Source organism: Microcystis sp. M31BS1, assembly GCF_020245285.1.
GTDB classification, from domain to species: domain Bacteria; phylum Cyanobacteriota; class Cyanobacteriia; order Cyanobacteriales; family Microcystaceae; genus Microcystis; species Microcystis panniformis.
Genome location: NZ_JADBVE010000135.1, coordinates 1 through 12,389 on the forward strand (window position 1 = coordinate 1; position 12,389 = coordinate 12,389).

Consider the following 12,389-nt stretch of genomic DNA (forward strand, 5'->3'; position numbering starts at 1 on the left):
GATTTTCTTGAGCATGAGCAAGCTGGCGCGACCAACAAGAATCACAGTGCGGAAAATCTGCTGTTTCTGTAGTCTCAGGGTATCTCGCAGGTCGGCCGAGCCGATGCTATTCTCCAAAGATTGGCGTTTTCGCTCTGTTTCCGCCAATTTCTGGCATTTAACCGCCACTGCCTCCTTGATTTCCTCGGTCAGTGACTGGAAAAACCGCCGGTATTCATCCTTATGGTCGGTGAGAAATCTGATTAACTGGTTATAATCCCCGACTAATCTTTCCAATTCTTGAAAAGTTTCCTCGAAATTGAGGGGTTCTTCTTTTTTCCTCAATCCTAACCATGTATTGCGAACCCGTTTTCCGGTTTTAATCAGTTGCTGTCTTTCTTGAATCTGATCCTGCAAAACCAATAAATCGGGGCGATTTAGTTGGGGAAGTTGATAGGTTTTCCGATAAAGCTTGATTTTCGCTGTTTCTTCTGCCATCGCCTTGGTCGCTGAGGGTGAGTTTTTTCTATTTTAGCCCGATTTTTTGATCAGCTAAGACGCATTTTAACCGCCTATCCTTAAACCCCCCCGATGTTGGTAGGGTTGATTAATAGTAGGGTTGATTAATAGTAGGGTTGATTAATAGTAGGGTTGATTCATGAATCAACCCTACCCCAATGTCGGAGGGGGGTTGCCTCTTACCTCGTCTCAACAAGCAATTTAAATTAAGAACAGCATAATGTCTTTGCCGGATAGAATGTAGGTTGGGTTGAAGCATGAAACCCAACACCCGCATGGGTTACGCTACCGCTAACCCATCCTACAAATTACTGGCTGTAACTCAAATATAATCTGTAGAGAAGGTTTGGCAACTAGACCGAACTCCCTGGGGTCTTCTCCCTCTAAATGCAGTAAAATGGCTTCTTGGAGATTATTAACCACCTCATCTAAGGTATTTCCCTGGGTGACAATCGAAATTTCCACGCATTCACCTACATATCCTTGTTGTTCACCAGAACGAATAATTGCGGTAACTTTTGGACTTAATTTTGTCATAATTGCTCATGTTTATTTTTTGCTTATTTAGATTTATGGCAATCGAGCAAGGTACGGGTCATTGATCGATTCTAACTGACTTTTCCCTAAGCTGTGGAATTCATCTAGTTTTCTAGAAATCTCGGCCAGAGGCGAAAAAATCAGCGACAATGATATAAATGGAGTTATCAACACAAGTAAAGCGATTATGACTGTAGCCACGACGAACGCCCGAGATATTTTCCGCTCCGCCTACGAAAACCGTTACACTTGGGATGAAGGATTTCCCGGTTACACTGCTGATATTATCCTCACCCAAGGGGAGGAAGTCCATACGGGCAAAATTCAAGTTAATGCCGATTATAGTGTGGAAGTAACGGGCATTGATGACGAGAAAGTGCAAGAAAGTATCTATAATCAAATGCGCGACATCGTTACTCACCGTAAAAGAGGCAATTTTGATGCTTCCCACGGCAAAAACCAGTTTAATTTCGGGCAAGATGATCCCACCGGTGCGGTAGAAATTCTTGTCACCGGCGATGCGATGGGGTCTAATTATAAAGTCCGCGGCCAGGAAATCTGTCAAGTCAGTCGAGTCATGGGACCGATGGCTTTTACTATTAATACCGAGGAAAGTCTCGATACGGGAGAAGGTTATATTTCTATTCGCTATAATGCCATTTTCCGCAATGCTAAAACCGATGAATTAAAGGGAAAACGTGACTTTAAGGAAACCTACGAAAAAATCGGTAATTATTATTTACCCTCCTGTCAAGTGATTAACGCAATCGATGCTGGTGGCGAAAAATCCACCACAGAATTTACTTTTATCAATCTACAGCTTTTAGAATCTTAAGGGTTATTCCCGCCCCAAAAGCGTTAGGATTGAAGTAACTAAGTAGGTGGGTGTTAAAAATTGTCGGATCCCCCCGCCTATCGGCACCCCCCTTATCAAGGGGGGCAGGGGGGATCAAACCCCCCTTATCAAGGGTAGATCCCCCCGCCTATCGGCGCCCCCCTTAATAAGGGTAGATCCCCCCGCCTATCGGCACCCCCCTTATTAAGGGTAGATCCCCCCGCCTATCGGCACCCCCCTTAATAAGGGGGGGATTAAGGGGGGATCCCCCCTTATCAAGGGTAGATCCCCCCGCCTATCGGCACCCCCCTTATCAAGGGGGGCAGGGGGGATCAAAGACAAGATCTATCTTCAATTTAATTGAAACCACTTACTTACACTGTAATAAATCTCTGACCAGAAGCTGATTATGTCTTTAACACTGACTCCTGATAACGTCGAACAAGTTTTAGATGAAATGCGCCCCTACCTGATGGCGGATGGTGGTAACGTGGAATTAGTCGAAATCGACGGGCCAGTCGTCAAACTGCGTCTTCAAGGCGCTTGCGGTTCCTGTCCCAGTTCCACCATGACCCTAAAAATGGGCATCGAACGCCGTCTCCGGGAAATGATTCCAGACATTGCCGAAGTTGAACAAGCTTTCTAAATCTTGGGTTAATTAATTCTCACTAGCGCCCGATTGTTAATTTAATTAGCGATCGGGCATAATATTAATTATATATTTTTTTCTAAGTGGCTAGGTGTTAAAAACTTTCAGAAACCACCCTTATTAAGGGTAGATCCCCCCGCCTACCGGCACCCCCCTTATCAAGGGGGGCAGGGGGGATCGAACCCCCCTTATCAAGGGGGGCAGGGGGGATCAAACCCCCCTTATCAAGGGTAGATCCCCCCGCCTACCGGCACCCCCCTTATCAAGGGGGGCAGGGGGGATCGCACCCAAAATCTATCTTCAATTTAATTATAACCAGCTACTTACAAGATGGATAAAATTACAGAATTAATTAAGGTAAAAAGTATCTTTTTTAGCCGATTAAACGGTCAATTAAGCATTAAGATATACTTGACAATTTTTATTAAAACTCAAAAATTATGACGGAAAATATCCCCACCATTGTGGTCATGCACGGCGACCAAACTGGAGAAGAACTATTACTAGAAGCCCTGAGACTATTACAACCCTCGATAATTCGTCAACCCCTTAACTTTGCCGATTTTGATCTTAGTTTAGCCCAGCGTCGCCAGAGTAACAATCAAGTGGTTCACGAGGCCGCTGAAGCGACTCTAAAAACCGGATTAGCCCTGAAAGCTGCTACTATCACCCCAGAAATCAAAGGAGATGTGGGCAGTCCCAACGCTATTTTAAGAGAAGCAATGAATTCTCAGGTAATCCTCCGCATCGGTCGCCGTATCCCCGGTATTCGTCCGATTGGGGGCGTTTATTCTCCCATTGCCATTGTCCGCATGGCCGTTGACGATGCCTACGGGGCCAAAGAATGGCGAGAAACCACTGCCACCGGCGATGAAATTGCCTATCGCACCTCGCGCATTTCTAGGGCTACCAGTCGCGCTGTGGCCGAGTTTACCTTTCAACAGGCCAAAAAAACCGGGGCGCGGGTATTTGGCGGCCCAAAATTCACCGTTAGTGCCACCTACGAAGGGATGTTTAAAGAGGAATTAGACGCGGCGGCCCAAAGACATCCGGAAGTGCGTTATCAACCCCTGTTAATTGATGCAACTTTTGCCCTACTTTTACAAACCGACGGCGAAGCTTTGGTGATTCCAGCACTTAATCGCGATGGCGATTTATTATCTGATTTTGTCTTGCAACTCTATGGCAGTATTGCCGGGGCCGAAAGTTTAGTTTTGGGATTTGATGAGGAGACCCTAGCGGTTAAAACCATTATGGCAGAAGCTCCCCACGGCACGGCCCCGGCTTTAGAGGGCAAAAATATCGCTAATCCCATGGCGATGATTTTAGCCTCGGCAGCTTTGTTAGGTTATATCGAAACTAGCGAAGCGCGCAAAGCTTCTCGGGCAATTTATGAAAGTGTCTTTGAAACTATTCACGAGGGCAAAAAAACCCCCGATTTAGGGGGCCAAATGACCATGAGTGAGTTTACCGATGAGGTGATTCGTCGTGTGGTCAGTAAGTTAGAAGTTTGGTCTGCTTTGGGGTAAACGAACTCATCTGATTGCTCTCTTAAAGGAGTTTGAAGAAAGGGTAATCCCAAAAAATAAGAATTGTTGCAAAAGCTTTGCTTTTGTTGGTTTTGCGGAGAAATAACAGCTACCTTTGAAGTGTATAGTAGAGTCCCTTTGCAGGATTAGAATAAGGACAATGACATTACAAACTTTGACAAAAACTCTGACTATTGGTCTGATTGGTGTAGGAGCTGCCTTGACCTTACAATCACCGAGCCAAGCTCAAACCAGATTCGAGTGTCTTTTACCAGTGACAGGCCCCCATGTGGGAGTTCCCACAACCTATGCCAAAGTCGGCTCTAATGAACGCAAAGCTGTGATTCGTTGGGTTTCTCGTTATTCTAGCGGTTCCGGTTACACTCCCCAGCAACGGTGTCTAGAAGTAACTAAACGATTCAATACCCTTTACGCTCGACCAGGCGGAATTGATATTATTACCACTGGCTATCTCAATGGTCTGCCGGTCATCTATTCCCCTAGTAATGGACGAGAACGGGCAAATCGCGATAACCTATTATTTACCCTCAAGAAAGGGGAAGACGCAACCCAGAAAATCCAACAGCTATTCGACCTCCGGGAGGGATCTAGAACCGATCCTTTGTTTGAAAGCTCATCGGATTCTGTCATTGTCCATTTCAACAAATTCCTAGAAAATGCTCCCGTGGAAACAAATCTGGCTACCGGTTCGTCCCCCTCTCCACTGCCGGAGACTTCTCCCGAACAGTCGCCCCAAAAACCATCGGGCGGTTCTGTTTGGTAAACTTTTCTAGTTCTATAGATAAGGTAGGTTGGGTTGACGCAAGGAAACCCAACGCCCGCTGTTTGGTAAACTTTTCTAGTTCTATAGATAGGAGCATAGTAATCAAGTGAGTCGGGCGATAAAAAGAATTTTGGCTGGTGCGGGCAGTTTATTATTGGGACTGTCCACACCTTTGCTTGCTGTCCCAAGCTATGCTCCCGCTCTGGAACCTAACCGGGCCAATGCCTATAGCTCTCAACAACTTTCAGAACAACAGCTGCGTCAGTTAGCCAGAGCAATTACCGTTAAGGTGTTATCAGGGCAAGGCTGGGGTTCGGGCATTTTAGTTGAAAAGCAGGGTGGTTCCTACAAAGTCCTCACGAATGACCATGTTTTAGGGCGGTATCGCTATCGGGGTTGGCAAATACAAACCCCTGACGGCAAGATACATCGGGGTGAGTTGGTCAGAACAGTTCGCTTGAATGATTATGATTTAGGCTTAGTTTCTTTTCGCAGTAGCCAAGTTTATTCTATTGCTGATTTGGCTAATGTCGATGATCTCGCTATCGGAGATGAAGTTTTCGCCGCTGGCTTTCCCTTCGATGGCGATCGCCCGACAGAACAAGGATTTACCTTCACCGTGGGTAAACTGTCGCTTTTGAGTGATAAATCCTTTTCGGGGGGCTACCAAATCGGCTACACCAATAAGATTAAAAATGGTATGAGTGGCGGACCGCTGCTAAATCGGCAAGGTAAAGTTATTGGTATTAACGGGATTCATGCTTATCCTCTCTGGGGTAAATCCTACGTTTTTGCTGATGGAACAGTGACTTCACCAGCACTGTGGGAACAAATGAGTCGATTAAGTTGGGCGATTCCTATCGGGACTTTTTTAAAATCGGGGTCATCTTCTCCATCTGCTTCCAGTCCGCAACGGCCCGCAGTGTCACCTCCACCGCTTCCCACCCATAGAGAAACCACTTTCTCGGAAGATTTTCCTTCTCCACCCTCGTCAACCCCAAGAGAAAAGAATCCCGCTCCCACACCACTCTGGTAAATTCCACTCAACTGTATTTTTAAACCAGAATGAGCAACAATTTCTTGAAAATTTCCGCCGCCCTAGTTAGTATAGCGGTGTTTTTGGTTTCTCCTCAGATTGCTAAGGCATCAACAACTGAGCAGATAGAAAAAATTGCTGAAAAGATTACCGTTTTAATCCCCTCAGAAGAAGAGGGGGCGAATGGGAAAATTACTGCTAATGGCTCTGGATCGATTATTGCCAAAGAAGGAAAAGTTTATACTGTTCTTACTGCCAGTCATGTGATCTGTAAAGATGCTAGAGATGCCTGCAAGTTCTATTACGATCAACTAAAAATTATTACCTGGGATGGCAAGAAATATCCGCTCGATTACAATAGCATCAAAAAATTACCCGGAGTAGATCTAGCTCTCGTGCAGTTTCAGAGCGACCAAAATTATCAATTAGCGACCTTGGCTAACTATCAAGTAGCTGACGAACAATTTATTTTTGCTTCTGGATGGCCGGATCCGAAATTTATCGGCAAGCGGAAACGATTGTTCAATGTGGGGAAAGTGCTGCCCAAGGACATTACACCCTTGCTGAAAATATTTCCCCCAGAGTTGGGGTATGAGATAGTTTATACCAGTGTCACCTATGGGGGCATGAGTGGCGGTCCAGTGTTGGATCTCAATGGACGAGTCATCGCGGTTCACGGACAAAATGAAGCCGAAAAAATCGCAAAGGTTCCTGTGCCAATTGGCTTTAGTCTCGCTATTCCCATCACTACTTTTTTGAAATTAGCACCTCAGTCTGGCATTCAAGGGCAGATAAATGTCGAAAATTCGCCCCCCAATGCCTTATCTTTGCAAGAAATTGGGGATGAATTATACAAGGCTTTTGAAGTTCCCAATAATAACGATACTAATCCCCTAAACTGGCTTAATCAAGGCAATAAAATGTGGCGGTTAGGACAATTAGCCCTCGCCTATGCCGCCTATGAAAAAGCCTTGCAACTCGATTCTCAACTCTATCAAGCTTGGTACGGTAAAGGTCTGGTCTTGACCTACTGGAAACGCCCCCAAGAGGCGCTGGCCGCCTACGAACAAGCTCTCAAAATTAATCCTAAGTCCGATACCGCCAAAAAACTGCGAGACAAGCTCCAAGAATCTTTAGGGGGAGGAAATACCCCTTCTCTAACCCCCTCACAGCCAACCACCGCGCCCACCGTGGAGCCTTCACCACAGCCCTCTAATCCAAGGAGACTATGGTGAAGTGAGCAGGGAAAATGCGGTTAGCTAATAGTGGGTTGCACCAATTTAGCTAAGAATGCTTGAATTGCTCGTAGTTCTGCGGGGGGATTGCGGAGAAACTCTTCGTTACTGGCTAAAATCATCGCATTATAGGCCCGCACCGCCGCCTGCAATTTAACTGGAACTACCCTCTCTTCCTTGGTCAGTCCCTCTAAGCTGTCCAATAAGTCTTGAATGACATTTAAAGGCGGTGCGCCGGGGGCAGTGGTAAGAGCGGCAGTGAGAACATTGATATTATTACCCGCCTGTGCATCCCCGGTTAAGATGCTCAGGAGCAATTCCTGAATGGCTGCGGGAATCGGGATACCTGTGGGGGAGGTTAAATTATTACTGGCTAAAAGAGCATTCACAGAAGCAGCCGCCTGATTAACAGAGATTTGAACCGGTTCTCCCCCCTGAAATCCCAATCCCGTCACCGTGGTGGTGATGGGGATAGTTTGACCGGCAAAATCACCGGTGGAAAGAATTGGCCCGGTGATATCGGATTGGTTGCCGGTTTGCGCCATAACGGGAGAGACTAGGGCATTGGTCAGCAAAACCGCCGCCACTAGGGAAACTTGCCAATTAGTCAACCATTTCATCAACATGGTCTTTATCCTCATTCAAAAAAACTAAATTAGACAATGTAAAAAACGACTAACGGGGGAAAAAGTAATTGTAGCCGATACTCATGACGAAGCGAGCGCCGTCCCCGGCATTCCCCGTTAAATCAGCACCCGCAAGGTTAATCGTCAAGGGGATTTTCGGGAAAGGAATCAGGGAAATACCTGCGTTTAAGTCTTGACCCGACCATTCGACAATGGCCGAGACCGGTTCAACAATTCGTAAACCCGCACTAGCAAAGACACCCAGGGAATTTACCCCATCTTCGATGGCTCCTTCCGAGCGAAAACGACCACCACCAACACCCAAAGAGAGCGTCAATTGGCTAAAGGGTTCTTTCGTTGTTTCTGTTAACTGAAAAAATTTGCTCACCACCCCGTAGATACTGCTACTGCCATCTGTCCCACCCCAGTTAATAGCGTTTTCAAATCCTAGGGCCACAGCAAAACCTTCTGGCAGAGAACGGTGAATTTTAAAGCTAAAACTGCCCCGTCCGGCATTATCACCAAAAAGGCTCAAAATCGCCAGAGTTACATCTAAACCGACAATTTTCTGGGGGTCTCCCAAACCGCCCCCTAGGGCTAACCCACCATCTGCTTGATTGGTAAAACGGGTTCTCGACTGGAAACCGAAACCACCGAAAATCTGCCCAAAATTCGCTCCAAAACCGATGGGAGTAGAAATACTGGCACTAGGGGCAACCACAAATTCCGCCAGTTTCGCAGAAAGGGTTTGTAGCGTTAATTGCGGTTCCCCAATCAGAAACTCTTGACGTAAACGCTGCAATTCGGGGGAAATATTGGGATCAACGGGGGTAGATGCCTGTGCTTGCCATTTTTCTACTTCTGGCGAGTTATTAACTCCTACTGGTGACAGCTGACTCGCTTGCGTTGTCCCTAGATTCGCCTTCCATTCTTCTAGGGTTGAAATTGTCCTGGTCTTTTCTGTTGCTAAAGTATCGAGGGAAGATTTCCCTAGTTTATTTTCTAAGGATGAGGGCAGATTACTATCGGCTAATCCCTCTGTTGTCGAGAAGGAATTGGTTGTCAGAACTCTTTCTGTCCTCTCTAATTCTACGGGGGAATTAATGATAATTTTTTCCTGGGATACCCGAATAGAAGCATCCTCAATGTCTAAGGGAGAAGGAAGGGCCTTCACCCCATCGCAAAGTATGGCTGTACCCACACAGGAGGCAATGAAAATTCCTCCGGAAAATATGTGTCTCATCTGGCTGTTTCTTTTGGCTTTTTTTAACAACACTTCCAGCTTTCCTCACAGACGAAGTTAATTTGTAAAGATTGTAACTGATTTATTTTTAGATAGCAAGTTATTAAAGTTGTCCGTTATCAATCATGGAATCCCCTAGATTTATTCTTAGATAAGTAGGGAGGCACAATTATTTGTAGGATGGGTTAGCGGTAGCGTAACATGAGCGGGCGTTGGGTTTCATGCTTCAACCCAACCTACGTTCTGATTTATTCTTAGATAGCAAATTATTAAACTTGTCCGTTATCAATCATGGAATCCCCTAGGGCACCTAAATGAAGTTTAAAATATTTAAGTACCTAGGCAAAATTATTTACACATGACGATCATTGCCCCGTAAGGGTTTTAGCTCGATCGGGCAGGTAATTAATTTTGCATGACTACTTATGACTTGTATTCTTGGCTTTGCTGGATGCGCTGCGTCTCTGTTCAGAAATCAAATAGGCGGATTATATTGCTAGAACTAAAAAAAGCGGGTTGAACCCCGCTTTTAATCAACAACTAAGCTAACTTAAAGGCATCTCGCCAACACCAGCGCAACAGGGTGAAAGCTATTAAACCCTTAACCACTTCTAGACACCAGTAACCAATCTGCAAAGACATCATTTCTCCCGACATTCCCGACGCGGCAACGGGAGCCAGTAAACCCATAGCACTCAGATTGGGAGTGAGAAAATAGGTGTAAATTAGGGTGATTACTAAGAGAACACCAGCGAATAGAAGCGATCGATGTTCGGGGAGATGGATTAAGGTATGATAGCGGTGGAAGACAACAAAGCTACACAGCACAATCGCCGCACAAACTAATTCCAGATGGTTAAAAATGCCAAATAGCAAGTAACCAGCACTGGCAAAGCCATTTTGTGTCATCATGCCAGCTACGGATAAGCTGGGGAGAATGATTAAATCGATGACGAAACTGGCACTTAACCAGAAACCGAGAACAACCATCGCTAAGGTTGTCCAATTAAACCAAGACCAATAACGCTCAACAAAAGTTTTCATTAGGCTTGCTCCTCCTTGCCTTTATAATTTAATTGTAAAGAGCGTTCGCCAAAATTATGGCCAGTTTTTTGGTAATTCTTAGCAATTCTTATCAATTCTGAGGAGAGCAACCAAACAATACCGCTCTTAAGTAGGTGGGTGGAATTAAATATAAGATGAACGTAGGTTGGGTTGAAGCATGAAACCCAACGCCCCGATGGGTTACGCTACCGCTAACCCATCCTACAAATAATTGTGCCTCCCTACTTATCTCTAGATTTGGCTACCCGCTCGGGGCGGAATTGTAAAGATTTATCAACAAGTGTTTATAAAAACCTTTAAATATTGACCAAGCTAACGATTCTAGACTTACCCTAAAACAATAACTGACTATCTACGGGTTTACTGTTATGGATAAGGATTTTCGTAACTATCGCATGGTTTGCACCCTCACCTTCGGAGATATTTACGGACAAATAATCGTCTGGTTAATCGTTATTTTTCTTACTCTGGCTTCCACTCTAGCTCTTTGGAGTAGCACTAGACAAATTTTCGCCCTCGCTACCGTGGGGTTAGTCGTCGTCCTCTCTTTGCCTTTTTTACTCTTTGCTTTCGTTACTACCCTCCTTAATCATATTGAATTCGTTCCCATCGAAACGGAAACCAACATTCGTCGTGGTCCTGTACCCGGAGTTAGCGGCAGCCGTGTACCCGCAGCTGGCTAAATCCGACCAAATCCCCAATAAATAATCTGGAGACGTTGTCAGCAACGTCTCCAGCAGTTTTTACCCTTGTTTGCGTCGGGGTTTCTCGTTCTTAATTTTTGTAAATTTTTGTAAATTTAACTTGTTTTAAAACACTTTGTCTGGTAAAGATTATCCAGAGAAAAATAGATGAAGGAGAGAAATTGTCAAGAGAATAATCTTGTTTGCTGCCTGATCCCGGTCAATGATAAATTTTTAAATACCTAGTCTTTTACATTTTCCCAACTCTCGGAGTGATCCCCGATGTTAAAAAATCTCTTTGGTGGCAAAAAATCTGACTTTTACCTAGAACTAAAAGAAACCGATGGTGAACAACAAGCAACAGCAACCACGGCTGTAGTCGCACCTGTGGTGGAAGCGCCCGCACCTGTTGTGGAATCTGCTGCTGCCCCTGTAGCCGAGAAAAAAGCCCAAAAAACTTCTATTAAGAAAGAAAAGCAAGTAAAAGAAACTCCAGCTGCTCCTGTGAGCGCACCGGCACCCGTAGCCGCTACTAACGGTAAAGTAGAGCCGCAAGAAGTAGAATTTGCGACAAAATACTTGATTACTCCTAGTATGTCTCGCCGTCGCCCTGGTCCGAGCTTGAATGGTTTCAAAGACATGGCACGCAAGGCGAAACTACCTGCTAACCGCGGCTAAATCCCCCGGATTGCTTTCTCAACAAAAAAAAAGGAGAGCTTTCTTTGACTCTCCTTTTTCATCAGGGTGCATCTACTAACTCAAGTGTAGCAGCGAGTTTTTTTAAGGTTGGTTATTTAGGTTACTCCCCAGAGTATTTTGGGGATAATTATTACCTGTCTTCTTGGGTAAGTTTTAAAACCTAGAACTAGGTTGACTGGTGGACAGGTGCAAAATCAGCATTCATAAGTAGGGAGGCACAATTATTTGTAGGATGGGTTAGCGGTAGCGTAAACTATGCGGGCGTTGGGTTTCATGCTTCAACCCAACCTACGTTCTGGTGGACAGGTGCAAAATCAGTCTTCATATCTTGATTCAGCAACGCCATTAGGGGTTAACTTTCGCCGCTCGGATTAGCCAACCGATTACCCCACCCGTAACACCACTGAGGATCGAACTGAGCCAAGCCGTGATCACCACTACTCCGATCTGTTTCCAGTTTTTCAATTCTCCGACTTTTTCGGCGAGATCGGTGGTTTTCCCCGCCGCATTCTCTATAACTTTAACTCGATCGCTTAAACCCTCTATCTTCGCGTCTAGGGTTCGGATATCGCCTTTAATTTCCGACTGCCCTAACTCTAAATTCTTCTGTCCGTTTTCTATGGTGGTTAGTCGGTTTTCCATGGTGGTTAGTCGGTTTTCGATCGCTTTTTGTCCGTTGGCAATGCCGATAATTAAATCCTCTAATCTTTTTAAATCTTTTTCAGTGGCGGCTGTCATCAGTTAAACTCCTCTTAGTTGAATTTTTCTTGCCCCGATTCGATACTTTATTGATTGCGGATAACTTTCTCATCGGAAATTTTGGGTCTGAAACCCCGCCGTTCTAGGTTGGCTTTACGTTAGAATTAAAAGGCCAGTCTCGAAACCCAAGTGGACGGCGCAGCACCTTGAAAACTCGGCTTAGGGGGTTCCGACCAGAAAAGCTTGGCCGGGTAAAAAGTCGCGCGCAACA

Annotated in this window: 13 protein-coding genes and 1 pseudogene; 8 read left to right on the top strand and 6 right to left on the bottom strand. The window is 45.3% G+C overall.

What is annotated here, in order from left to right; genetic code table 11:
• Together IM509_RS07610 and IM509_RS07615 are read right to left on the bottom strand one after the other, a co-directional pair.
• Positions 1 to 477 (bottom strand): annotated as a pseudogene (locus IM509_RS07610) (formylglycine-generating enzyme family protein); the annotation flags it as partial.
• A gap of 312 nt (positions 478 to 789) precedes the next feature.
• Positions 790 to 1,035, bottom strand: a complete 246-nt coding sequence (locus IM509_RS07615) for a type II toxin-antitoxin system HicB family antitoxin (protein WP_002749457.1) — start codon at positions 1,033 to 1,035, stop codon at positions 790 to 792.
• A 187-nt stretch (positions 1,036 to 1,222) separates the two neighbouring features.
• Here IM509_RS07615 and IM509_RS07620 point away from each other — a divergent pair, with 187 nt between their 5' ends.
• The 6 genes from IM509_RS07620 (at position 1,223) to IM509_RS07645 (ending at position 7,103) form a co-directional block, all read left to right on the top strand.
• On the top strand, positions 1,223 to 1,870 hold the full coding sequence (locus IM509_RS07620) for a DUF3386 domain-containing protein (RefSeq protein WP_004268696.1): 648 nt from the start codon (positions 1,223 to 1,225) through the stop codon (positions 1,868 to 1,870).
• A gap of 409 nt (positions 1,871 to 2,279) precedes the next feature.
• Positions 2,280 to 2,516, top strand: a complete 237-nt coding sequence (locus IM509_RS07625) for a NifU family protein (protein WP_052277479.1) — start codon at positions 2,280 to 2,282, stop codon at positions 2,514 to 2,516.
• A gap of 443 nt (positions 2,517 to 2,959) precedes the next feature.
• Entirely contained in the window at positions 2,960 to 4,048 is a 1,089-nt protein-coding gene (locus IM509_RS07630) for an isocitrate/isopropylmalate family dehydrogenase (protein WP_052277478.1), read from the top strand.
• A gap of 160 nt (positions 4,049 to 4,208) precedes the next feature.
• The gene (locus IM509_RS07635) at positions 4,209 to 4,832 is read left to right on the top strand and encodes a COP23 domain-containing protein (RefSeq protein ID WP_185236995.1); all 624 of its coding nucleotides are present in this window, start codon (positions 4,209 to 4,211) and stop codon (positions 4,830 to 4,832) included.
• A gap of 106 nt (positions 4,833 to 4,938) precedes the next feature.
• Positions 4,939 to 5,868, top strand: coding sequence for a S1 family peptidase (locus tag IM509_RS07640; RefSeq protein ID WP_185236994.1), 930 nt, complete (start codon positions 4,939 to 4,941; stop codon positions 5,866 to 5,868).
• Positions 5,869 to 5,897: 29 nt separating this feature from the next.
• Entirely contained in the window at positions 5,898 to 7,103 is a 1,206-nt protein-coding gene (locus IM509_RS07645) for a tetratricopeptide repeat-containing S1 family peptidase (protein WP_185236993.1), read from the top strand.
• Positions 7,104 to 7,123: 20 nt separating this feature from the next.
• On the opposite strand, the gene IM509_RS07650 is transcribed toward IM509_RS07645, so the two are convergent.
• From IM509_RS07650 to IM509_RS07660, 3 genes are all read right to left on the bottom strand, one after another.
• Positions 7,124 to 7,729 carry a hypothetical protein gene (locus IM509_RS07650; RefSeq protein ID WP_185236992.1) on the bottom strand — a complete coding sequence of 202 codons (606 nt, stop codon included), beginning with the start codon at positions 7,727 to 7,729 and terminating at the stop codon, positions 7,124 to 7,126.
• A 49-nt stretch (positions 7,730 to 7,778) separates the two neighbouring features.
• Positions 7,779 to 9,005: a hypothetical protein gene (locus tag IM509_RS07655; protein ID WP_185236991.1), complete on the bottom strand. Its 1,227-nt coding sequence runs from the start codon at positions 9,003 to 9,005 to the stop codon at positions 7,779 to 7,781.
• A 507-nt stretch (positions 9,006 to 9,512) separates the two neighbouring features.
• Entirely contained in the window at positions 9,513 to 10,016 is a 504-nt protein-coding gene (locus IM509_RS07660) for a hypothetical protein (RefSeq protein ID WP_002758944.1), read from the bottom strand.
• Positions 10,017 to 10,405: 389 nt separating this feature from the next.
• Here IM509_RS07660 and IM509_RS07665 point away from each other — a divergent pair, with 389 nt between their 5' ends.
• Together IM509_RS07665 and IM509_RS07670 are read left to right on the top strand one after the other, a co-directional pair.
• Entirely contained in the window at positions 10,406 to 10,720 is a 315-nt protein-coding gene (locus tag IM509_RS07665) for a hypothetical protein (protein WP_002758945.1), read from the top strand.
• A 282-nt stretch (positions 10,721 to 11,002) separates the two neighbouring features.
• Complete coding sequence (locus IM509_RS07670) at positions 11,003 to 11,398, top strand: hypothetical protein (RefSeq protein ID WP_052277472.1); 396 nt, start codon at positions 11,003 to 11,005, stop codon at positions 11,396 to 11,398.
• A 366-nt stretch (positions 11,399 to 11,764) separates the two neighbouring features.
• Here IM509_RS07670 and IM509_RS07675 read toward each other — a convergent pair whose 3' ends face one another.
• A complete protein-coding gene (locus IM509_RS07675) occupies positions 11,765 to 12,157 on the bottom strand; it encodes a hypothetical protein (protein WP_052277471.1) in 393 nt (130 codons plus the stop codon).
• Between the last annotated feature and the right edge of the window lie 232 nt (positions 12,158 to 12,389).